25 protein-coding genes and 1 pseudogene are annotated in these 23,664 nt (G+C 41.1%); 24 read left to right on the forward strand and 2 right to left on the reverse strand.

All coding sequences use genetic code 11. The features are described from left to right. The first annotated feature begins 3 nt into the window (after positions 1–3). From J2S19_RS20560 to J2S19_RS20675, 24 genes and pseudogenes are all read left to right on the forward strand, one after another. Positions 4–1,164 carry a Gfo/Idh/MocA family protein gene (locus tag J2S19_RS20560; protein ID WP_307345805.1) on the forward strand — a complete coding sequence of 387 codons (1,161 nt, stop codon included), beginning with the start codon at positions 4–6 and terminating at the stop codon, positions 1,162–1,164. Positions 1,165–1,188: 24 nt separating this feature from the next. Continuing rightward, positions 1,189–2,289, forward strand: coding sequence for a Gfo/Idh/MocA family protein (locus tag J2S19_RS20565; RefSeq protein ID WP_307345807.1), 1,101 nt, complete (start codon positions 1,189–1,191; stop codon positions 2,287–2,289). A gap of 378 nt (positions 2,290–2,667) precedes the next feature. Continuing rightward, positions 2,668–3,522, forward strand: coding sequence for a sugar phosphate isomerase/epimerase family protein (locus J2S19_RS20570; protein WP_307345811.1), 855 nt, complete (start codon positions 2,668–2,670; stop codon positions 3,520–3,522). 133 nt (positions 3,523–3,655) lie between these two features. Continuing rightward, complete coding sequence (locus J2S19_RS20575) at positions 3,656–4,807, forward strand: DUF2264 domain-containing protein (RefSeq protein WP_307345813.1); 1,152 nt, start codon at positions 3,656–3,658, stop codon at positions 4,805–4,807. 444 nt (positions 4,808–5,251) lie between these two features. Continuing rightward, the gene (gene urtA, locus J2S19_RS20580) at positions 5,252–6,463 is read left to right on the forward strand and encodes an urea ABC transporter substrate-binding protein (RefSeq protein WP_370875185.1); all 1,212 of its coding nucleotides are present in this window, start codon (positions 5,252–5,254) and stop codon (positions 6,461–6,463) included. Positions 6,464–6,559: 96 nt separating this feature from the next. Beyond that, positions 6,560–7,462 carry an urea ABC transporter permease subunit UrtB gene (gene urtB, locus J2S19_RS20585; RefSeq protein WP_307345818.1) on the forward strand — a complete coding sequence of 301 codons (903 nt, stop codon included), beginning with the start codon at positions 6,560–6,562 and terminating at the stop codon, positions 7,460–7,462. A 16-nt stretch (positions 7,463–7,478) separates the two neighbouring features. Further along, entirely contained in the window at positions 7,479–8,549 is a 1,071-nt protein-coding gene (gene urtC, locus J2S19_RS20590; protein ID WP_307345865.1) for an urea ABC transporter permease subunit UrtC, read from the forward strand. Next, on the forward strand, positions 8,524–9,267 hold the full coding sequence (gene urtD / locus J2S19_RS20595) for an urea ABC transporter ATP-binding protein UrtD (protein ID WP_307345820.1): 744 nt from the start codon (positions 8,524–8,526) through the stop codon (positions 9,265–9,267). The genes urtC and urtD overlap by 26 nt, the downstream gene beginning before the upstream one ends. A 1-nt stretch (position 9,268) precedes the next feature. Further along, positions 9,269–9,970, forward strand: a complete 702-nt coding sequence (urtE, locus tag J2S19_RS20600) for an urea ABC transporter ATP-binding subunit UrtE (protein ID WP_307345823.1) — start codon at positions 9,269–9,271, stop codon at positions 9,968–9,970. A gap of 35 nt (positions 9,971–10,005) precedes the next feature. Next, complete coding sequence (locus J2S19_RS20605) at positions 10,006–10,308, forward strand: urease subunit gamma (RefSeq protein WP_307345827.1); 303 nt, start codon at positions 10,006–10,008, stop codon at positions 10,306–10,308. 34 nt (positions 10,309–10,342) lie between these two features. After that, complete coding sequence (locus J2S19_RS20610) at positions 10,343–10,666, forward strand: urease subunit beta (protein WP_307345830.1); 324 nt, start codon at positions 10,343–10,345, stop codon at positions 10,664–10,666. Further along, positions 10,663–12,369 (forward strand): urease subunit alpha, encoded by a 1,707-nt coding sequence (gene ureC / locus J2S19_RS20615; RefSeq protein WP_307345832.1) that lies wholly within the window; start codon positions 10,663–10,665, stop codon positions 12,367–12,369. Before J2S19_RS20610 ends, ureC begins: the two co-directional genes overlap by 4 nt. Positions 12,370–12,379: 10 nt before the next feature. Then, positions 12,380–12,826 (forward strand): urease accessory protein UreE, encoded by a 447-nt coding sequence (gene ureE, locus J2S19_RS20620; RefSeq protein WP_307345834.1) that lies wholly within the window; start codon positions 12,380–12,382, stop codon positions 12,824–12,826. Next, a complete protein-coding gene (locus J2S19_RS20625; protein ID WP_307345838.1) occupies positions 12,819–13,502 on the forward strand; it encodes an urease accessory protein UreF in 684 nt (227 codons plus the stop codon). Before ureE ends, J2S19_RS20625 begins: the two co-directional genes overlap by 8 nt. 34 nt (positions 13,503–13,536) lie before the next feature. Then, positions 13,537–14,154, forward strand: coding sequence for an urease accessory protein UreG (gene ureG, locus J2S19_RS20630; protein ID WP_307345840.1), 618 nt, complete (start codon positions 13,537–13,539; stop codon positions 14,152–14,154). Further along, positions 14,151–14,966, forward strand: coding sequence for an urease accessory protein UreD (locus tag J2S19_RS20635; protein ID WP_307345843.1), 816 nt, complete (start codon positions 14,151–14,153; stop codon positions 14,964–14,966). Before ureG ends, J2S19_RS20635 begins: the two co-directional genes overlap by 4 nt. A gap of 84 nt (positions 14,967–15,050) precedes the next feature. After that, on the forward strand, positions 15,051–15,470 hold the full coding sequence (gene nikR / locus J2S19_RS20640) for a nickel-responsive transcriptional regulator NikR (RefSeq protein ID WP_307345845.1): 420 nt from the start codon (positions 15,051–15,053) through the stop codon (positions 15,468–15,470). A gap of 22 nt (positions 15,471–15,492) precedes the next feature. Continuing rightward, positions 15,493–17,106, forward strand: a complete 1,614-nt coding sequence (locus J2S19_RS20645; protein WP_307345847.1) for an ABC transporter substrate-binding protein — start codon at positions 15,493–15,495, stop codon at positions 17,104–17,106. A gap of 5 nt (positions 17,107–17,111) precedes the next feature. Beyond that, a complete protein-coding gene (locus J2S19_RS20650; RefSeq protein ID WP_307345867.1) occupies positions 17,112–18,107 on the forward strand; it encodes an ABC transporter permease in 996 nt (331 codons plus the stop codon). Continuing rightward, positions 18,104–18,964, forward strand: a complete 861-nt coding sequence (locus J2S19_RS20655) for an ABC transporter permease (RefSeq protein ID WP_307345850.1) — start codon at positions 18,104–18,106, stop codon at positions 18,962–18,964. The genes J2S19_RS20650 and J2S19_RS20655 overlap by 4 nt, the downstream gene beginning before the upstream one ends. Positions 18,965–18,986: 22 nt before the next feature. Next, the gene (locus J2S19_RS20660) at positions 18,987–19,910 is read left to right on the forward strand and encodes an ABC transporter ATP-binding protein (RefSeq protein ID WP_307345853.1); all 924 of its coding nucleotides are present in this window, start codon (positions 18,987–18,989) and stop codon (positions 19,908–19,910) included. Further along, a complete protein-coding gene (locus tag J2S19_RS20665) occupies positions 19,900–20,505 on the forward strand; it encodes an ABC transporter ATP-binding protein (protein ID WP_307345856.1) in 606 nt (201 codons plus the stop codon). The genes J2S19_RS20660 and J2S19_RS20665 overlap by 11 nt, the downstream gene beginning before the upstream one ends. A gap of 187 nt (positions 20,506–20,692) precedes the next feature. Beyond that, a pseudogene (locus J2S19_RS20670) lies at positions 20,693–20,800 on the forward strand (helix-turn-helix domain-containing protein); the annotation flags it as partial. Positions 20,801–20,841: 41 nt separating this feature from the next. Beyond that, positions 20,842–22,089 (forward strand): DUF4153 domain-containing protein, encoded by a 1,248-nt coding sequence (locus tag J2S19_RS20675; protein WP_307345858.1) that lies wholly within the window; start codon positions 20,842–20,844, stop codon positions 22,087–22,089. A gap of 356 nt (positions 22,090–22,445) precedes the next feature. On the opposite strand, the gene J2S19_RS23760 is transcribed toward J2S19_RS20675, so the two are convergent. Together J2S19_RS23760 and J2S19_RS20680 are read right to left on the reverse strand one after the other, a co-directional pair. Then, positions 22,446–22,784 carry a helix-turn-helix domain-containing protein gene (locus J2S19_RS23760; protein ID WP_370875186.1) on the reverse strand — a complete coding sequence of 113 codons (339 nt, stop codon included), beginning with the start codon at positions 22,782–22,784 and terminating at the stop codon, positions 22,446–22,448. Between the two features lie 222 nt (positions 22,785–23,006). Next, on the reverse strand, positions 23,007–23,531 hold the full coding sequence (locus tag J2S19_RS20680) for a hypothetical protein (protein ID WP_307345860.1): 525 nt from the start codon (positions 23,529–23,531) through the stop codon (positions 23,007–23,009). Between the last annotated feature and the right edge of the window lie 133 nt (positions 23,532–23,664).

A 23,664-nucleotide genomic window follows, 5' to 3' on the forward strand; every position in this document is an offset into this window, starting at 1 on the left:
TCAATGGAACAAGTTAAATTAGGAATAATAGGTGTCGGCAATATGGGGACACAACACGCAAAGTATTTACAAGAAGGAGTAATAGACGGTGCTGTCCTAACAGCTATACTAGATAAGAATGAGAATCGTACAAAAGAACTAAATTCGGTACTGAATCAGGATGTTCAAGTGTTCAATGATGAGGAAGCATTCTTTGAATCGGGATTAGTTGATGCCGTTATCGTCGCAACACCCCATTATGACCATTCATACTTTGCTATAAAAGCATTTGAACAAAACTTGCATGTCCTTTGTGAAAAACCAGCTGGCGTATATACAAAACAAGTGAGGGAAATGAATGAAGCGGCAAAGAAGAGTGGTAACGTATTCTCGATGATGTATAATCAACGAACTAATCCGTTATATGAGAAGGTACGGGAGCTTATCCGGGAAGGTGAGTTAGGTGAAATTAGAAGAATGAATTGGCTTATTACGAATTGGTATCGCTCTCAAAGCTATTATGATTCCGGCGGCTGGCGTGCAACCTGGGCTGGAGAAGGCGGCGGAGTATTAATCAACCAATGTCCGCACCAGCTAGACTTGTGGCAGTGGATGACTGGCATGATGCCAACAAGGATGCGGGCATTTTGTCATTTTGGCAAATATCGGGATATAGAAGTTGAAGATGATGTAACCGCATATGCAGAATATGATAACGGTGCAACCGCGGTATTTATTACGACGACAGGAGAAACACCAGGAACAAACCGATTACAGATAAATGGTGACCGTGGAAAAGTGGTCGTAGAGGATGGCAAATTAAATTATTGGAGATTACGAGTTTCAGAGTCACAATTTAACCGTGAGTATACAGGAGGCTTCGGTGAACCAGAGTGTTGGAAGGTGGACATACCGATTACAGGAAAGGAAACTTCCCATACAGGAATTACGCAAAACTTTGTAGATGCTATTTTAAAAGGTACCCCACTTATAGCCCCGGGTGAAGAAGGGATTAAAGGGCTATCATTATCAAATGCTATGCAACTTTCAGCTTGGACAGACGATTGGGTCAAGTTTCCACTTGATGAGGAGATGTACTATAAATATCTCAAAGAAAAGATAGCGAATTCAACTGTGAAAAAAGAGGCAAGTAGCATCACTCTGGATGTGAAAGGGACCTATTAAAATATGAAAAGAGGGGTTTTTATTATGAATCGACAGGAAGGCATGAACTATGCACCTAAAGGAAGGGTTAATAGGGTTATAAAAGAAGGTGAATTTATCATTGCAGCAATGGCCCTGAACCACGGACATATTTACGGAATGTGTAACGGGTTAATTGAAGCTGGTGCTACGTTAAAGTGGGTGTATGATTCTGACCCACATAAGGTGAAAGCATTTCAAAAGAAATTTCCCCAAGTGAAGGTCGCATCGTCTAGTGAGGAAATCCTTGAAGATCCAAAGGTTCAATTAATTGCCGCAGCGGCCATACCTTCTAAGCGCTGTGAATTAGGACTTAAGGTAATGGATAACGGAAAGGATTACTTTACGGACAAAACCCCTTTTACAACGTTGGAACAATTGCAACAAGCAAGACGGAAAGTAAAAGAGACTGGAATGAAGTACATGGTTTATTACAGTGAACGCCTCCATGTCGAAAGCGCTGTGTTTGCAGGTCAGTTAATCGATGAGGGTGCAATAGGCAGAGTAATTCAAGTTACAGGGTTTGGTCCACATCGTTTAAGTGCTGCATCAAGGCCAGACTGGTTCTTTCAGAAAGAATTTTATGGAGGCATTTTATGTGATATCGGGAGCCACCAAATTGAGCAATTTTTATATTATACGAAAAATACGAAAGCAAAGGTGTTAGCTAGTAAGGTAGCGAACTTTAATAACCCTAGTTACCCTGAGCTCGAAGATTATGGGGATGCAACACTTATTGGAGAAAATGGCGCAACGCAATTTTTTAGAGTCGATTGGTTTACACCGGATGGCTTAAGGACATGGGGAGATGGAAGAACGTTTATTATCGGAACAGAAGGAACAATTGAAATCCGCAAATATATAGATGTTGCAAGAGAGAATAGCGGAGACCACTTGTACCTCGTAAATAATAACGGAGAAAGATATTTCAACTTAAGTGGCCAGGTAGGATATCCGTTCTTTGGTGAACTTATATTAGATTGCATCAATCGGACGGAGAACGCAATGACTCAAGAGCACGCCTTTAAAGCTGCTGAGTTATGTTTACTTGCCCAAAAACAAGCAATAAGAGTAGATGAATACACGAAACAAGAACAATTTCTTTAAAAAGTTATGTGAAAAAGATATAGCTGATATTGAAATTGGAAATTTGAGACTACTGATTAGAAAGACATACAGGGTGGTGTCCTAAAGGCGAGAGTGATGATGTTACAGTCAGTAGAAAAATGTTAACAAAAGGCTGTTTTCGTTAACATTGTTGCTTTTTACCAATTTTTCGTTTTGAGTTGGTCTCCGCTACAGTACTCGCTTTCCGCGGGGTGGGTGCTGAGCCTCCTCAGCGCAAACGCCTGCGGGGTCTCAGCTATCCCACTCATCCCGCAGGAGTCTCGCACTTTCGCTCTAACCAACCTTAAAAAAGTTAGTGCGAAAAAGCCACAATCTTTTAGAAAGAGCCAAACAAAAAACAAAAAGGGGGAATTAATCGTGAAATTCTCAGTATTTTCAGTTATGACACCGGATACAACTCCTGAAGAGCTAGTTGGGTTTCTTAAGGAGAATGGTTATGATGGAGTCGAATGGAGATGTAAAGAAATACCAAAAGAGTTAATAAATGAACAGCATAGCTTTTGGGGGAATAATTTAGCGACGATATCACCTGATATTACCGATCAAGAGATAGAAGATTTACGTCTAAGAACAGAACGAAACGGGATGGAAGTCATTTGCATTACCCCATATTTAGCTGCTGGAGATATAAGTGCAACAGAACAGGTGCTACAGGTTGCGCAAAAATTTGGCGCTTCCTCAATACGCCTCGGAGTTCCAATCTATAATCGTTCGCAAAACTATCATGACCTATTTCAGAAAGCCGTTGCGTACTTAAAAGATGCCGAACAACTTTGTAAGCAGTATAAAGTGAAGGGGTTAGTTGAAACACATCATGCCACGATTACACCAAGTGCCAGCTTAGCACATCGGTTAGTAAGTCATTTTAATCCAGAGCATATTGGAGTGCTGTATGATCCAGGTAATATGGTTCATGAAGGCTATGAAAATTACCGAATGGGACTAGAACTATTAGGAGATTACCTTGCACATGTCCATGTGAAAAATGCGTATTGGCAACAGACACCGCGTGAGGATGGAACAGTGGATTGGTCTGTCGAGTGGGCATTAGTAGAAAAAGGTATAGTAGATTGGAAGCAAGTACTAGGTGACTTAAAAGCTATAGGTTACGACGGATACGTAGGTATGGAGGACTTCAGCTGCGGATTAACGACTAAAGCATCTCTGAAGCACAATATTGACACGATAAAAAAATACCTTGCCGAGATTTAAAACCTTAACCTTTGCGTTCGTTATGATAAATGAAAGGAGGTCGTCCGTCAGTGTAAAAGTCGGACCCTCCAGCAAAAAAACTTGTCATGAAATCAATCTATAAAAATAATCAAATAGTTTAAGGGTGATAAAAATGTTTGAATTACAAACTAATGACCGCAAGTTTTGGCTTGATTCAATGTTGAAAATAGCAGACCCTGTTCTCCATCATTTACATAATAGAACATTAAAACGGGACATGCCGATTGAGATGATAGAAGGAACAAGTCGTGAGAAATTTTCACATCTTGAGGCGTTGTCACGAGTATTAATAGGGATGGCTCCATGGTTAGAAACAGTAAGTGAGGATGTCAAAGAAGAAACCTTGCGTATAAAGTATGCTGATTTAGCTAGAAGTGCTATTGATGCAGGGACAGAGCCAAACTCACCGGATTATATGAATTTTTCGGATGATTTCCAACCGATTGTTGATACAGCTTTTCTTGCCCACGCACTATTGAGAGCACCAAATGAATTGTGGGAAAAGCTCGACCATAGAGTGAAACAAAATGTCATACAAGCAGTCAAAGCAACACGAACAAGAAAGCCTTTCTTTTCAAATTGGTTATTGTTTTCAGCAATGATTGAGGCATTTCTATACAAGGTTGGCGACGAAAGCTGGGACCCAATGCGAATCGATTATGCCCTCAAACAGTTTGACCAATGGTACTTAGGAGATGGGATCTATAGTGATGGACAGGATTATCATCACGATTACTATAACAGCTTCGTGATTCATCCTATGCTCGTTGATGTAATAGAAACGGTCGGGAAAGAGTACCCAGAATGGGGGGTACGTAAAGAGTCAATTATTCAAAGGTCACAGAGATATGCAGTTATTCAAGAGAGGATAATCTCACCTGAGGGAACATTTCCACCAGTCGGCAGGTCTCTCGCCTATCGTTTTGGTGTCTTCCAAACATTGGCCCACCATGCACTCCGCAAAGATTTGCCAGAAGAACTCCACCCTGCACAGGTAAGAAGTGCCTTAACTGAAGTCATAACAAGAACACTTTCAGCTCCAGGTGCATTTACGGAATCAGGGTGGCTCACTATCGGCTTTTGTGGAAAGCAACCGGGAATCGGTGAAGGATATATTTCAACAGGCAGTCTATATTTATGTACAGCAGCCTTTTTACCGTTGGGGCTACCAGGTTCAGATTCATTTTGGAATAACCCTGCAATGGAATGGACCTCTAAGAAGGCTTGGTCGGGGAAAGATTTTCCGATAGATACTGCTTTTTGAAGCTTTGTTTTGCAAAAAAAGTGTTTGTTAAAGTCGGATATTGAAATATGTAATTGATTATTATTGGAAAAAGTAGTTGGAATCTTTTGGTTTTAAGCTTCAAACTCAATTAACTGGTGTTATTCCTAAATACACAAACATGTGTAAAGGGGATAACACCTTTTTTAATAACCTGGAATCAATCATTTATGTCAGAAATTATAACATTTATTTTTTGTTGATAAACCTAGGTTGGTAACGTTTACTCAATAAAGTGTCGAAAAAAATTATTAAAAACCAATTGAAAATAGATAATTTTCAGTATATTATGATTTTAGTGTTAGATATAGTTACATACAATGTTATAAAATGTTACATATGTTTTATATCTGTTGCTAACGCTAAATCAAATAGGAATAAGAGGGGTGTACGAAGATGAAAAAAGGTTTTTTGGTTCTTTTCATGATGGTACTTATGCTTGCGGCTTGTTCTTCGCAGTCGAGTGAGTCTGCTTCAGAGTCTGCTTCAGGATCAAGCAGCTCTGAATCTAGTGGGGATACGATTAAAGTTGGAATCCTTCATTCATTAAGTGGAACAATGGCAATAAGTGAGGTTTCCTTACGTGATGCTGAGTTAATGGCGATTGAGGAGATTAATGCGAACGGTGGTGTCCTTGGCAAACAAATCGAGGCAGTTATTGAGGATGGAGCATCTGACTGGCCGACGTTTGCGGAAAAGGCGACAAAACTACTGCAGCAGGATAAGGTTGCAACGGTTTTTGGCGGTTGGACTTCAGCGAGTCGAAAAGCGATGCTTCCGGTGTTCGAGCAAAACAATGGCTTGCTATGGTATCCGGTTCAATATGAAGGAATGGAGCAATCACCAAATATCTTCTATACCGGAGCAACGACGAATCAGCAAATTGTCCCTGCGGTTGATTGGCTATTAGAAAACGTTGGGAAGGACTTCTTTTTAGTTGGCTCTGACTATGTATTCCCAAGAACGGCGAACCAAATTATTAACGCACAAGTGAAGGCGAAGGGTGGCAAAGTAGTCGCTGAGGAGTACACAGCGATGGGGCATACCGATTACAACACAGTCATAAACAAAATTAAATCAGCGAAACCAAGTGTGATTTTTAATACATTGAACGGTGATAGTAATGTCGCTTTCTTTAAACAACTTAGTGATGCTGGCATTACACCTGATGATATTCCGGTGTTATCGGTAAGTGTTGCTGAGGAAGAGATTCGCGGAATTGGTGCAGATGTTCTTGAAGGACATTATGCAGCATGGAACTATTACCAAACAACAGATACAGCAGAAAATAAAACATTCGTGGAAAACTACAAAAAGAAATATGGCGATGACCGCGTAACAGGTGACCCGATTGAAGCAGCCTATAACGCAGTGTACTTATGGGCAGCTGCTGTTGAAAAAGCGGGCTCGATTGAAGTCGATAAAGTCAAAGAAGCAGCAGACGGTATTGAGATTAATGCACCAGGTGGTACAGTGAAAATTGATGGTGAAACACAGCATCTCTACAAAACGGTCCGGATTGGTGAGGTTCAAGCTGATGGTCAATTCAAAGAGGTGTGGAACTCTGATGAGCCAGTAAAGCCTGACCCGTATTTGAAATCATATGAGTGGGCTGGAGAGTTAGGTCAAAAAAAGTAAGTTAAATTGATTGGAACAATTCCATTCAGCTCTCTATTTCCTAGATTAGGAGAAAGAGAGTTGAACGGGGACTATGAAAAGAAGGAGGGTATGGCGATGTCGATACTTATTACCCAGCTATTTAATGGAGTAAGCCTTGGTTCAATTTTATTGTTAATTGCGTTAGGTCTTGCGATTACATTTGGACAAATGAATATCATCAATATGGCGCACGGAGAATTTATTATGATTGGCGCTTATACCACGTATGTTCTTCAGCAGGCTTTCATTCAATATCTTCCACAATCAGCCTTTGGTTATTATTTTATTCTAGCTATTCCGGTCGCTTTTATTGTTGCTGCACTTATCGGCTTATTAATTGAAAAAAGCATTGTTCGCTTTCTATATGAACGACCTCTTGATAGCTTACTAGCAACATGGGGAGTTAGTTTAATTTTACAACAGGCTGCGCGAACTATATTTGGGGCGCCGAATGTCGCAGTTATTGCACCGGAATGGTTAAATGGTGGACTTACGTTAGCGGGGGTCACGCTTCCGTATAAGCGTCTGTTTATTATTGGTTTAGTCATTATAAGCTTAGTGCTTCTCTTTATCTATCTTTATAAAACATCCTCAGGTCGACGGATGAAGGCGGTGACGTTGAACCGTGATATGGCATCATGCTTAGGGGTCTCTACGAGAAAGGTTGATAGTCTCGCATTTGCGTTAGGTAGTGGGGTCGCTGGTATTGCCGGCTGCTCGTTAACATTGCTTGGTTCAATTGGTCCGACGCTTGGAACTGCATATATCGTTGATGCGTTTATGATTGTTGTGTTAGGTGGGGTTGGCAAGCTGAAAGGAACGATTTTTGCAGCGTTATTGCTAGGGATATTAAGTACATTTGTAGAGCTTTCGACTAGTGCGACGATTGCGAAAGTGGTTGTGTTTGCATTTATTATTCTTTTCCTACAATGGAAGCCGACTGGACTTGTAGGAGCGAAGGTGAGAGCACTTGATTAATGGAGGTGAAGTCATGATAAAGAAATATAGCCAAAGTTCTTATTACGGATTATTCATTATTTTGCTGTTAGTCGCGCCGTTTTTTCTATCAGAATTTCGGGTTGGCTTACTAGCGAAGTTTTTATGCTATGCGATTATTGCCGTGGGAATTTGTTTAATTTGGGGCTATACAGGGATTTTAAGCTTAGGTCATGGTGTTTATTTTGGTTTAGGTGCCTACTGTATGGCGATGTACTTGAAGCTGGAGGCTTCGCCAAGTGGAATACCGGATTTTATGGAATGGAACGGGATTACGGAGGTTCCATTGATTTGGATGATTTTTGAAAATCCGTTTGTTGCGATTGCGGCTGCAGTGCTCGTACCCTTTCTTATCGCTTGTATTATCGGATATTTTACATTTAAAAACCGGATTAAAGGTGTGTTTTTCTCGATTATCTCACAAGCGGTTGTCGTTGTTGCGGTTACGTTATTTATCGGGATGCAGCATATTACGGGAGGAACGAGTGGGTTAACGAACTTTTATACTGTTTTCCAAGTTCCGTTATCAGATCCGCAGACGAAAACGATTCTTTACTATGTAACAGTTGGCTTTTTAGCTGTTATTATGGTGCTTTCTCTCATTTTGACGAAGACACGCCTTGGGAAAGTGTTAATTGCGATACGTGATGGAGAAAATCGCTTGAGATTCCTTGGATTTAATCCTGCTACGTATAAAGTGTTTATTTACGGGCTTTCTGCAGCGTTTGCTGGAATTGCTGGTGCTTTGTTTGTCCTTCAGGTTGGGATGATTACACCGGAAATGATGGGGATTATTCCTTCTGTTGAGATGGTGCTTTGGGCAGCAATTGGTGGCAGGTATTCAATTTTAGGGGCAGCGATTGGCGCGATTATCACGAACAGTGCAAAAAGCTTTTTAAGTGAATCATACCCTGAGTTTTGGACCTTTATTTTAGGAGCACTTTTCATCATAGTCGTTTTATATTTACCGAACGGCTTAGCAGGTCTAGTTGATAAAGTGAAGCTTGCCCTCTTTAAAAAGGAGAAGAAGGAGGTTGAGAAGAATGCAGCCGATACTGTCGTGTCGTGATGTGATGGTTGACTTTTCAGGGTTTAAAGCACTTCAAGGTGTCAATTTAGAGGTTGACCATCATGAAATTCTGTTTTTGATTGGACCAAATGGCGCCGGGAAAACGACGTTGCTTGATGTGATATGTGGGAAAACAAAGTCGACGAACGGTGAAGTGAGATTTGCGGGTGAAGTGACGTTAACAAAGCTTTCCGAGCAAAAAATCGTTCATCATGGTGTGGCCCGGAAATTCCAAGCACCAAGTATCTTTTTACAGCTTACGCCATTTGAAAACTTAGAGATTGCAATGAAGCAAAAGAAAGGCTTTCTTTCGATGTTGTTCGCGAAAATGACGCAGACTCAAGAAGAAAAAATAGAGCAATTGCTAGAGCGAATTGGCCTTTATGACGTTCGCCATCAGCCTTCCTCCTCGTTATCACATGGTCAAAAACAATGGTTGGAAATTGGTATGCAGCTCATCCAGGAACCGAGGCTGTTGTTATTAGATGAGCCAATTGCCGGAATGTCTGGGGAAGAACGAACAAAAACTGGGCAGTTAATTGAGGAAATTGCGAAGGAGTGTTCGGTGTTAATTGTTGAGCATGATATGGATTTTGTCCGTAACTTTTCAACAAAGGTTGTTGTTATGCATGAGGGTAAGGTGCTTTGTGAAGGGTCCATGGATGAGATTCAGGAAAACGAAGAAGTGAGGAATGTGTATTTAGGGAGGAAGGGATAACATGCTTCAAATCCAAGAGCTTCAAGCCGGCTATGATGAAACGATGATCCTCCGACAGCTTCATATGGAGATTCCAGAAGGAAAAATTGTCGGACTTCTCGGACGAAATGGCGTTGGTAAAACGACACTAGTAAAGGTAATTATGGGACTGTTGCCAATTGCCGACGGAACAATTACCTTTCAAAACACAAATTGGCGGAAGGAACGACCGGAACAACGGGCACGACAAGGGATTGCCTATGTGCCACAGGGAAGGGAAATCTTTTCCGACCTGACGATTAGGGAGAATTTACTTCTTGGGATGGAGGCTCTGCCAAGGTCGGCAAGGTCAACGGACATCCCTCGCGAAATCTTTGAATGGTTTCCTGTGTTGGAGGAGATGATTGACAGAAAGGGTGGCGACTTAAGCGGCGGTCAACAGCAACAGCTGGCGATTGCTCGGGCGATTATTTCTAATCCGAAGCTGCTGTTGTTAGATGAACCGATGGAAGGCATCCAGCCGTCAATCGTTCAGCTCATCCAAGACGTCCTCGTGAAAATCTCCCGCGAAAAGGGAATGTCGATTCTCTTAATCGAGCACAATTTAGATGCGGTCTTATCTTGTGCAGATGAGGTTTACATTCTTGATAAAGGCAAAATGGTCTTGAATGGTCTTTGTGATGAAATCAATGAGGATGAACTGCATCAGTATTTAGCGGTTTAAAGCGGTGGGGGACTGTCCCCAAAGGAGGGGTGAGGATGAAACTAACAGCACGTGAACAAGACAAATTAATGATCGTTATTGCTGCTGACTTAGCAAGGAGACGGCAAGCAAGAGGGTTAAAGCTAAACTATCCCGAGACCATCGCGATCATTACATACGAGGTCATGGAAGGTGCCCGTGACGGAAAGTCAGTTTCTGAGCTAATGCAGTTTGGACGGACGATTCTTTCAACCGAAGATGTGATGGAGGGGGTTGCGGAGATGATTCATGATATTCAGGTTGAAGCAACCTTTCCGGATGGAACGAAGCTTGTCACAGTTCATGATCCGATTTTTTAAGAAAAAGGCGATTCACGTGAAAAGAGGGTGAAGAATGATACCAGGAGAGTATAGGCTCAAAAATAGTCCGATTTTATGTAACGAAGGAAAAATGCCGATAACGCTAGAGGTAATTAATAAAGGTGACCGACCTGTGCAAATCGGTTCGCATTTTCACTTTTATGAGATTAATAGCAAGTTAGACTTTGACCGCGAGAAAGCATTTGGAAGAAGGCTTAACATTCCATCTGGGACAGCTGTTCGCTTTGAACCAGGAGATAGCAAGGAAGTGGAGCTTATTCTGTTTTCTGGTGAACGGAAGGTTTATGGGTTAAACAATTTAACAAATGGTCCGCTTGAGAAGGGTGAGGAATCATGAGCTTTGACATGTCACGAAAACAATATGCTGATATGTTCGGTCCGACAGTAGGCGATCAAGTACGACTTGCTGATACGGAGCTGTTCATTGAAGTCGAAAAAGATTATACAACATATGGCGATGAAGTGAAGTTCGGTGGCGGAAAGGTCATCCGCGATGGTATGGGTCAACATCCCCTTGCAACACGCAGCGATACTGTCGACTTGGTTGTCACGAACGCGTTAATTGTTGATTATACAGGGATTTATAAAGCTGATATTGGTGTGAAGGACGGCATCATTGTCGGGATTGGGAAGGCAGGAAATCCTTTATTGATGGATGATGTCGACATTGTCATTGGTGCTGCAACAGAAGTAATTGCTGGAGAAGGACAAATTTTAACTGCTGGTGGGATTGATACCCATATCCATTTTATTAGCCCACAGCAAATCCAAACTGCAATTGAATCAGGGATTACGACAATGCTCGGAGGTGGAACAGGTCCAGCGACGGGGACGAATGCCACGACATGTACACCTGGTGAATGGAACATTAGCCAAATGCTCAAAGCTGCAGAAGAGTTTCCGATGAATCTAGGCTTTCTCGGAAAAGGCAATTCCTCTAGTGAAGCAGCGCTTATCGAGCAAATTGAAGCAGGTGCGATTGGCTTAAAGCTCCATGAGGACTGGGGAACAACGTCGTCCAATATTGATAAGGCGTTAACGGTAGCTGATAACTATGATATCCAAATCGCGATCCATACAGATACGTTAAATGAAGGTGGGTTTGTTGAGGATACGATAAATGCAATCGATGGCCGTGTCATCCATACGTATCATACCGAGGGAGCGGGCGGTGGCCATGCACCAGATATTATTAAAGCAGCATCTTATCCTAATATTCTCCCATCATCAACAAATCCAACGCGACCTTATACGGTGAATACGATTGCTGAGCATTTAGATATGCTCATGGTTTGTCATCATTTAGATCCAGCTGTTCCTGAGGATTTAGCATTTGCCGATTCACGAATTCGTAAGGAAACAATTGCCGCAGAGGATATCCTTCATGACCTTGGTGTATTTAGCATTATTTCCTCTGACTCACAAGCAATGGGAAGAGTTGGAGAAGTGATTTCGCGAACATGGCAAACAGCCGATAAAATGAAGCGACAGCGTGGCGAGCTTGTCGCAGGGGAAGAAAACGATAATTTTCGCGTCAAACGATACATCGCGAAATATACGATAAACCCCGCGATTGCCCACGGCATCTCTGACTATGTTGGGTCAATTGAGGTCGGCAAGTTCGCTGATTTCGTGCTGTGGAATCCTGCATTTTTCGGGGCAAAGCCTGAATTAATTGTCAAAGGTGGGATGATTGCCTGGAGCGTAATGGGGGACCCGAATGCCTCGATTCCAACACCACAGCCTAGCATGTATCGACCGATGTTTGCGAGCTTCGGGAAGGCAAAATATGCAACATCGTATACCTTTCTATCACAAGCCGCATTCACGAAAGGCATCCATGAAAAACTTGGACTTCAGAAGAAAATTGGCGTCGTGAAAAATATCCGTAAGCTCACAAAGAAAGACATGAAATTAAACGGAGAAACCCCAGAAATTGATGTAGACCCACAAACATACGAGGTAAAGGTGAACGGTGAATTAATCACCTGTGAGCCAGATGAAAAGGTTTCACTAGCACAACGATACTTTTTATTTTGAGGTGAGGAAATTGATTATTGAAAAAGTAATTGGGAATGTCAAACAGTTAGACAAAGCACCACACCATGTTGAACGTGTGTATTTACGAAGTGATGAGCTTGTCAAAAAAATTCAGCGTGTCAAAACAGACCATGGAAAAGAGCTCGGCATTCGTCTCAAGGGTGGTAAAGATTTAAAGGATGGCGATATTTTATTTCAGGATGAAAAGAATTCCATTGTCATCAGTGTCATTGAGGATGATGTTCTAGTCATTAAGCCGACCTCAATTCGGCAAATGGGGGATATTGCCCACCAGCTAGGAAACCGCCATCTACCAGCACAGTTTGAAAACGATGAAATGATTGTCCAATTTGACTACTTAGTAGAGCGTTTGTTAGTTGAACTCGCTGTCCCATTTGTACGGGAAAATAGAAAAATGAACGAAGCGTTCAAGCATATTGGTCATTCCCATGACTAAGCTGCTAGACCTTTTACAAATTTGTGATTCGAATTTTCCTTCAGGTGCATTCTCCCATTCATTTGGCTTGGAAACGTACATTCAGGAGGAGAAAATCACGAATAAAGAGACATTTTTAACCGCAATGAAGCAATATATCTCGACTCAATGTGTCTATACAGATGGGTTAGGCTGTCGAATTGCGTATGAAGCAATTCAAGCAAAAAACATTGATAAAGTTTGGACATTGGATGAAGAGTTATTCGCGCTGACAAATGCGAAAGAAACACGTGAAGGCAATAAACGGATTGGCCGCCAATTAACGAAAGTGATGAATGAGTTGTATGACATTGACCTTCTAAAAATCTATGAAGCCAAGCTGAAGGCAAAAGAGTTACATGGTCATAGCTCAATCGTCTTTGGAATTATATGTGAGGCAATGAAAATTGACCTTGCCACAACACTGGTAACCTATTTATTTGCAACGACAAGCTCGATGGTGCAAAACGGAGTTCGCGGGATTCCGCTCGGGCAAACAGACGGTCAAAAGATTCTCCGTGAGCTGCAACCATTTATATCACAGCTAGTTGACCGTATCTTGGTCATTGATGAAACAGAATTTGGTGCCTCTGTACCTGGCTTAGAAATTGCCCAAATGATTCATGAACAGCTATCAGTCCGATTGTTTATGTCATAAAAAATTGCTAGATAATAAGAAAGGGAGTATTGAAATGGGAGAACCTATTAGAATTGGTATTGGTGGACCTGTTGGAGCAGGAAAAACATTGTTAGTAGATAAATTAACACGTGCGTTAATGAAAGATTTAGAGTTAGCAGTTATAACAAATGATATTTACACAAAAGAAGATGCGCAATTTCTTATTCGAAACGGAGCATTACCAGAGGATCGAATAATCGGTGTCGAAACAGGGGGCTGCCCACATACGGCGATTCGAGAAGATGCATCGATGAACTTTGCGGCGATTGAGGAATTGAATGACCGCCATCCGAATCTTGATTTAATCTTCGTCGAAAGCGGTGGTGATAACCTAGCGGCAACGTTCTCACCCGAATTGGTAGACTTTTCAATTTATATTATCGATGTTGCTCAAGGGGAAAAGATACCACGTAAGGGTGGTCAAGGGATGATTAAGTCTGATTTGTTTATTATTAACAAAATTGACCTTGCCCCATATGTCGGAGCCAACCTTGATGTGATGAGAGAGGATACGCTATTGACGAGAGGGGATAAGCCGTTTATTTTCTCGAATTTAAAGAATGGAACAGGTGTTACGGACATCGTGGAATGGATATGGAGAGAAGCGTTTCTTGTCGGATTAGAATCATGACGTATACAGGATATCTTCATGTGAAGGTTGGGAAAAGACGTGACAAATCCGTTATTACCAATAGCTACTTTGACGGTGTCCTAAAAATCACAAGACCTACATATTTGCACGATGACCTCCCATTGCTCACCCTCATTCATGTCGGAGGTGGCTATGTGGATGGGGATACGTACAAAACAGAGGTCGTTGTTGAAAAGTCAGCCCGTCTCGCCTTAACGACACAAGCATCAACAAAGGTCTATAAGTCACCACGTGATGGTGTCAATCAAGTGATGGACTATGTGTTAGAGCCGAATAGTGAGCTATTTGTAAAACAAGATTCACTCATTCTTTATCAGGATGCACAGTTTACCCAACAAACAAATGTGTACATGAGCTCATTGGCAACGTTTTTTTACACAGACATTATGACACCAGGCTGGTCAGAAGATGGGAGTTTGTTTACGTATACGAAATGCACGTCAAAAATGAAAATCTACGTGGACGGTTCATTGCAGGTTTTTGACCATTTGCTTATTGAACCAAATGAACAGCTGCAATCGATTATGCACCTGGAAGGGTATAGCCATATTGGCACGATGTTTTTGATTCACCCAAAGGTAACCGAAAGTTTAATTGAGAAGCTGCGAACAAAGCTTGCACATTTTACAAGCGAAAGTCGGTTTGGGATTAGTTTAGTCGCTAATAATGGGCTAACGCTGCGAATTTTAGCTTATAGCACACCACTCATTGAAAAGGTGTTTTCTGAGTGTGAGAGCTTAATGATGAAGGAATTAAACAATGAAGAAAAGCTAGAGTGGAGAAAGGGCTAGCCGCAGAGACTAGCTAAATATTTGGTCATTGCGTGCTACGTTTTTATCCGTTTGTGTTACGAAAAAATACGAGTGGTGGTTAAGATGGAAGATTCAGTGTTAAAGAGATTTGGTGTTTCAATGGAGAGCAGCTTGCTACGCCGCTTTGATGAGTTAGTGCGAAAACGAGGCTATGAAAACCGTTCCGAGGCTGTCCGCGACTTAGTCCGAGATGCGCTCATTCAGCATTCTTGGGAGGAGCATGAGCAGCTTGTCGCAGGGAGCTTGCTGTTGTTTTATAACCATCATCAATCAAATTTACTAGAAGAAATGACGCAAATTCAGCATCAGGGGCATCATCTCATCCTGGCAACAACACATTTTCATTTAGACGAATCGAGCTGTTTAGAAATTATCGTTGTCAAAGGGAAAGGAAACGAAATCGAGCAGCTTAGCAATCGACTAACGAGCTTAAAAGGAGTCGATTATGGCAAGTTTACAATTGCTCCTGTTGCGCAAATTTAGCAGGAAAAGGGTGGAAGCGAACATGACGAAAAAAAAGCTTAGCTTTTGGTTATCCGCAGGGATTATCTTTTCCCTGCTCGTAACAGGCTGTAGTCAAACAAAACCAATGAAGTCGGAAGCAACAAATAGTGAAGTCAAAAAGGATGAACTCGTTTTGGCGGTTGGAAATGAGCCTGAGATGGGTTTTGATCCGACAATTGGCTGGGGAAGATACGGTTCACCGCTTTTTCAAAGCACGCTGTTAAAAAGAGATAGTGATTTGAATATTGTCAATGACCTTGCGACTCGCTATGACGTCAGTGATGATGGGTTGGTTTGGACCGTTCAATTAAGAGAAAATGTGACGTTTTCAGATGGAAAACCGTTAACGGCAGACGATGTGACGTTCACATTTGAAACAGCAATGACAAATGGCTCTGTCTTAGACTTTCAAGCTTTAGAAAAAGTCGAGGCAGCGGGTCCAACGACCGTAAAGTTCACATTGAAAACTCCACAGTCGACATTTGTTAACTCACTCGTTGCGACAGGCATCGTCCCGAAGCATGCTTATGGAAAGGAGTACGCAGAGCATCCAATTGGGTCTGGGCCATACCAATTTGTGCAATGGGATAAAGGACAGCAGCTTATTGTTAAGGCGAACCCGCATTACTATGGAGATATGCCGTTTTTTCAAAAAGTAACCTTTCTATTCTTAAACGAAGATGCTGCGTTTGCTGCTGCGCAAACGGGTGTGGTTGATGTTACAGCCATTCCAGCCGCCTATAGTAAAAAAGCAATTCAAGGGATGCGTTTAGAAGCGGTTAAAACGGTTGATAACAGAGGGATTGCTTTTCCAACGGTTCCAGCAGGTCAGGTTACGGAGGAGGATATTCCGATTGGGAACGATGTGACCGCGGATCCAGCAATTCGTAAGGCAATTAACCTCGCAATTAACCGTGATGAATTGATTAAAGGAGTTCTTGAAGGGTATGGCTCACCTGCCTTTTCAGCAGTCGATCGCCTACCTTGGTGGAATGCTGAAACTGTCTTTGAGGATGGCGATATTGAAGGAGCAAAAAAACTGTTACAAGATGCAGGCTGGCGTGACAACGATGGTGACGGAATCGTTGAAAAGGGCTCACTGAAGGCAGAGTTCACGCTATTGTATCCTGCAAATGATGTGATTAGACAATCTTTATCACTAGTCGTCGCAGATATGATGAAGCCTCTAGGGATCCAAATCAATATCGAGGGGAAAAGCTGGGAAATGATAGAAAAGGACATGTACTCACAGGCTGTATTAATGGGCTGGGGTAGTCATGACCCACACGAATTATACAATGTGTATCACAGCAAGTTAGCTGGCAAGGATTACTTTAACACAGGGTATTATCACAATGAAACGGTTAACGAGTATTTAGATGAGGCACTTCACGCAAAAACAGAGGAAGCCGCAAATGTATTTTGGAAAAAAGCACAATGGGATGGAACGACAGGACTAAGTGCAATTGGTGATGCACCGTGGGCCTGGTTAGTGAATATTGACCATTTGTACCTCGTCAAGGAAGGTCTTGACATTGGTGAACAAAAAATTCAACCACATGAGCATGGCTGGCCAATTACCGATAACCTTGTTGAGTGGGAATGGACGGAATGAAGACAATGCAAACATCAAGAGGCATTGTGAACCTTGTTTTTGCTAAGGTAGTAAGAATCATTTCCTTGTTATTTGCGGTTTGCTTGATTTCCTTCCTGTTAGTGAAGCACTCACCAATAGACCCGATACAAGCTTATATCGGGGCTGATTTGTTAAAGGTTGGTCCTGAGCAACGTGAGATTATAGCAGCGTATTGGGGGCTTGATGAACCGATTCTTATTCAATTTTCTCATTGGCTTACAGCTTTTTTCACTGGCGATTTAGGAACATCGATGATGTATCGCCAGCCTGTCTTACATATTATTGCTGACCGATTTTTTCATTCGTTCGTCTTAATGCTTGTGGCCTGGGCTTTATCAGGAATAATCGGCTTTGTCATGGGTGTCGTGTCAGCGATGAAAAAAGATACTTGGATCGACCGACTAATTACGGGGTATTGTTATACACTTGCATCAACACCTACATTCTGGCTTGGTCTCTTGCTGCTAATCGTTTTCGCAGTTAAGCTCGGTTGGTTTCCGATTGGGCTCGGTGTTCCTGTAGGAGTTCTTGCTGACGATGTCATGCTTCATGAACGAATCCAACATTTATTTCTTCCAGCCGTAACGCTTAGCATCGTTGGTGTGGCCAATGTTGCTCTGCATACACGAGAGAAATTGCTTGATGTATTAGCGAGTGAGTATGTCTTGTTTGCACGAGCTAGAGGAGAGCGTGGGTTTACCTTGTTTTGGAGGCATGGACTTCGGAATATTGCACTCCCAGCAATTACGCTACAATTTGCTGCATTTAGTGAGTTGTTTGGTGGGGCCATCCTTGCTGAACAAATTTTTTCCTATCCAGGTCTCGGCCAAGCGATGGTTGAATCAGGTTTAAATGGTGATGTGCCGTTACTGTTAGGACTTGTTATTTTTAGCTCCCTCTTTGTGTTTATTGGTAATCTCATTGCTGATATCTTGTATTATATGTTGGACCCAAGGACGAGAGAGGTGAATCAGGGATGATTCAGGAGACGTTTAAACAAGCGACACAGAAGCAAATCGGATTTAATAAACGACAGAGAACGGCTTTGACGATTGTGTTAGGATGTACGATTTTGTTAAGTGTATTCTTCATAGGTTTTTTTCTTGATGAAAAAATCATTACAACAATTCTTAGTGAACGAAATGCTTCGCCTTCACTTGACCACCTTTTTGGGACAGATTGGTTAGGGAGAGATATGTTTATTCGTACGTTGAAGGGGCTTTATATGAGCATTGCCGTAGGTGTGATTGGAGCGGTTGGAAGCACTATAATTGCAGTGTTTCTTGGAGTTAGTTCAGCGATGCTCGGGAAATGGGCAGACAAGTGGATTACTTGGTTAATAGATTTATTCTTAAGTGTGCCACATCTCGTTACCCTTATACTTATTGCGTTTATGTTAGGTGGTGGCTTTCACGGGATTGCGATAGGGATTGCCGTTACCCATTGGCCGAGCTTAGCTAGAGTGATCCGCGCCGAAACGATGCAAATCCGGTCTTCGCCATATGTCCAGATGTCAAAGAATTTCGGAAAAACAAAAGGTTGGATAATGGTTCATCATGTCCTGCCAGCGATTGTCCCACAAATAGTTATCGGTTTTATTCTTCTATTTCCACATGCGATTTTACATGAAGCAGCTATTACGTTTTTAGGCTTTGGCATTTCACCACATGAGCCGGCAATTGGGATTATTTTATCTGAATCGATGAAATATTTATCTTCTGGTATGTGGTGGCTCGCGTTTTTCCCAGGACTTTGCTTACTGTTCATTGTTCGGATATTTGACCGGATTGGGGTAGGGCTAAGAATGCTCATCGAACCTAATCAATCACGTGATTAGTTGTACGAAAGGAGGGAAAAGAATGTCGTTATTAGAAGTAGAAAATCTGTCTGTGACATTTACAAACTACACATCCATGCTAAGAAAAGTGAAACGGCAAGTAATAGCGAATTTGAGCCTCTCGGTTGAAGCAGGAGAAATTGTTGCCGTTGTTGGGGCTAGTGGCTCAGGGAAAAGCTTACTAGCTCATGCGATATTAGGGATACTTCCCGTGAATTCGGATGTGAGTGGAACTTGCCGTTATAAGGGAACGCCGTTAACTGCCAAGCGCCAGAAGGAATTAAGAGGAAACGAAATATGTCTTGTTCCACAATCTGTAGCTTATTTGGATCCATTAATGAAAATTGGCAAACAGGTGCAAACATCTGTGAATACTGGTGATGCGGTACGTACACAGCGAAAGGTTTTTGAACGGTATCGTTTAGCTAAGAAAACGGAAAATATGTATCCGTTTCAGCTTTCCGGGGGCATGGCAAGAAGAGCACTCCTCGCAACTGCTGTCATAAGCGAACCACAGCTGATTATCGCTGATGAACCGACTCCAGGACTTGATGCGATTGTCATTGAGGAGGCATTAGCAAATCTTCGTGAGCTCGCAGAAAATGGCTGCGCGGTTCTTTTGATTTCACATGATATTGAAGCAGCATTAAAGGTTGCCGATAAAATTGCTGTCTTTTATGCGGGAACAACCGTTGAGGTAGCTCCAGTAGAGGATTTCACTGGTAAAGGTGAGTTGCTACGGCATCCATATAGTAAGGCACTATGGCGAGCATTGCCACAAAATGAGTTCATCCCGATTAAAGGGACACAGCCACAACCGAATCATCTCCCAACAGGCTGCGTATTTGAACCACGTTGTGAACGTGCCACAGCTCAGTGCAGAGTTGTCCAACCAGTGAACAGAACAGTACGAGAAGGAATGGTGAGGTGTTTTCATGCAACTTAGTGCAAGGGAAGTTAGTTTTTGTTATCAACCGGAACAATGGTTGTTTCAAGGAATGAATCTTGTCATCGATCCGGGGGAGATCGTCGGCTTAATTGGTCCAAGTGGCTCTGGGAAAACAACCTTTTGTAAGCTTCTAGCAGGTTACGAAACACCGGTTGCTGGAGAAGTATACTTAGGCGGGAAGTCCTTATCTAACAAAGGATATCACCCTGTTCAGCTCGTCTATCAGCATCCGGAAAAAGCAGTTAATCCGCACTGGAAAATGAAAAGAATTGTCAGCGAGGGATGGAACCCTGATAAAGAGACCCTTGATTTACTAGGGATTGAACAGGAATGGTTAGAGAGATGGCCAAACGAATTATCAGGTGGCGAGCTCCAACGTTTTTGTGTCGCACGTGCATTAGGACCTGAGACTCGCTTTTTAATCGCCGATGAAATGACAACGATGCTTGATGCGATAACACAAGCACAGTTATGGACAGTATTACAAAATATTGCTAGGGAAAGAATGATGGGGATGCTCGTTGTGAGTCATGAGAAGAGCTTAATACAAAGGGTTTGTCATCGAGTGGTGGAGATGAAGAGAGCTTTTTAGGTTTTATTAGGACAACGTTTCAAGTAGAGAAAATACCAGTGGATTGTTATCTTGGACAAATTACAAATTTAATGGTTTAAAGTGTAATGAGCATTTCTTTGAATGAGGAATGTTTTTTTTGTTGAAAGAACAAAAATATTATACAAAATAATAAATATTTATTGTAAAACAATAAATAATAGATTAAAATCAAAATCGTAATGCAATTCGATTATCCACCTTAGAAGCAATTTGTCAGGCGTTAGAGTGTCAACCTGGGGATATTCTAGAATACAAAAGTGACGAAAACAGCTAAACAATGTGAAGGAGCTAATAATTATTTAGGGAGGTATAATGATGGAAAATAACAATTTAATTATTGAAAACATTGCTAACCCTCATGAATTGGAGAGGATCTATCGAAAAGACCCGAAAGCATTTAAAAAGTCATTCTTACAAGCATGGGAACAACATCCTGATTCTCAAGTGCTTGGCATTTGGTATGAAAGATTGCATTTCAAGGAGACAGCGAATACAGAAAAATCTCCTTTGCTTCAAAAAAGTTTCATCTTGATGGGCATTTTAGCTATTCTGGCAGGAATATGTACCAGAGTCATTTTTCATTTTGTCGAACAAGAAGTCATTGCTCCAATTAACCTGGCGTTTGGTATATTTCCTTTTATCGCTGCCTTGTTTGTTTACAATAATACCCCGAAGAAAAGGATGATTTATTCTCTTGTAGCGTTGTTTATAATTACTGTGGTCTATCTTAATATGCTGCCTTTAAATGATAAAGACAGTATTATCCTTGCTTATTTACACCTTCCTATATTCTTATGGCTATTATTAGGGCTTGCATTTACAGGAAATCAATATTCAAAAGGGAGTTCTAGATTAGCTTATATCAAATTTAATGTGGAATATGGTATTCTTTACGCCAGCATGGCTGTTTGTGGAATGGCACTGGCGGCATTAACGATGCTGTTATTCAGCTTTATTGGCTTACAAATAGAAGACTTCTATTTTAGTAATGTTGTTTTATTTGGTGCTGCCGCTCTTGCGATTGTGGCTGCATACCTGGTATCAATGAATCTTAAACTTGCAAAGAATATTACACCATATATTGCGAAAATTTTTAGCCCGCTTGTCCTGGTCACATTATTGGTCTATCTTATGGCGGTTATATGGCTCGGGAAAAATCCATTCTTGGACCGTAATTTCCTGTTAGCCTTCAACGGGATCCTCTTTTGTGTATTGGCTGTTACGATATTTTCCATTACTGAAAGCGACACAGACCAGAAAAAGAGCATTTCAGATTATATAAATTTTGCACTTATTGTACTTGCGCTTATCATTGACAGCGTTGCCCTATCTGCCATCGTTTTCAGACTTTCATCTTATGGGATTACCCCTAACAGATTAGCTGTTTTAGGAGTAAACATCCTAATCTGGGCAAATCTAATTTGGATTATGATCTCCTATATGAGTTTTCTAAAAAGCAAATCCGGACCTTCAACGATCCAAGATGCTATTACTAAATATTTGCCAGTCTACGGACTTTGGGCAGCTATCGTTATCTTTACTTTTCCTATCATCTTTAATTAGAACGGAGTTGTTCATGTAACGAAACTAAAGTTAATTTTCTAACCGAAAAAAATCGTTAAAGCTGAAACTATGTAGATTTTTATAAAAAGCTACATAGTTTTGGTTAGTTTCATTACCAATGTTAAAGCGTTCATTCAAACTAGAAGATAAATTGTTTTAGTCGATAGAATTTTCAACTGAAGTAAAAAGTAATTAAGGAATTAGCAGAAAATAAAAAAAGTTTACGTTAGCGTCAGGTGTCTGATAAAAGTATTTACAGTACAAAGACCTCATAATTTCGCCTTTTGTATTACATATAAAGTTAAGAAGGGTGATAATATGTCATCGGAGTCCGTTGGTATTGCAGAATCCAACGTTTAATCATCTCCTCTGCCTGATTTAGAAAGAGAATCACGCTGCATTCTATACTGCTTTGGCGTATACCCAGTATATTTTTTAAAAACTTTCGTAAAATAACTCTGATCTGTGAAGTTAAGGAGGGTATGTATCTTTGATAATGAATAATCTGAAAATGAGATTAGCTTTTTTGCTTCTTCAATTTTCGTACGTTGAATATATTCTGTAACTGAAATGCCTACTTCTTTTTTAAACAAGTTCGAAAGATATTTATAATTAATTGAAACGTAGTCAGCAAGTTTTGAAAGTGAGATGTCTTCGTATATATGTTTGAAAATGTAATACTGGCATTCGCTAATTGGTTTTGTATATTTCTGTTTTTTACTATTCGCAACTCTTTCCGCAAACTCACATAAGCAATATTCTGTAAAAGTACGAACATCTTTAACGTTATTGAGTTCTTCAAGTTATTGTATTTGGATGTCCCCTATCGTGTAAGCTATTTCTGGGTGTAGGCCGCCATTAATTGCAGCTCTTGTAGCAAGAGTAATGGTAGCAATCGTATGATTCTTTTGGTTTCTTCATTCACTCGTTTTGGATAGTATCGCTTCAAAATCTCCATCTTCCTTGAAAGACTTCCAATAGAGAAGAAGCTCTTCTTTATCTCCCTCTGTAATATATTGATAGACTCTTTTTTCATTATCGGGATTTTGGTGAAAAAATGAATTCTGACGCAATTCCACTAATGGTTGGTTTCGATCTACATATTGAAAATCCCGATTTTCCATTTGATTGCTTGCTCGTAATGTGGATTTTTGCGAAATAGTTGGACCTAAAAAAATAGTCCCTGAAGTCGAAGCATCATGATAAGGGATTACAATCAATCTTTCTAAATACTTTGTTGTATATAGGATTGGAGTGTGCTTTGTGGAATCAAGAGTGGGTATGTTGTCTAAAATACACTCCCTTGATTCATATAAAGGATTAACTATGTTTTTTGAGTTGTACTTTATTATAGTTTCGCCAGACTTATTCATTACATAAACTGGTATATTGATAGTTTCATGAATAAGCTTCAAACCAAATTCTAAGTTACCTTGAACCATAGTCATCACCTCATATGTTTTTCTCCTAAAGAAAAAAAGTAAGCCCCCAATCAAACAACGCATATAAACACACAGCGCCTCCTGGTACGATGAATGTATCAATTTAAGGAGGTGCTTTTCATATGCCAGAACA

Source organism: Metabacillus malikii, assembly GCF_030813355.1.
Lineage (GTDB): Bacteria > Bacillota > Bacilli > Bacillales > Bacillaceae > Metabacillus > Metabacillus malikii.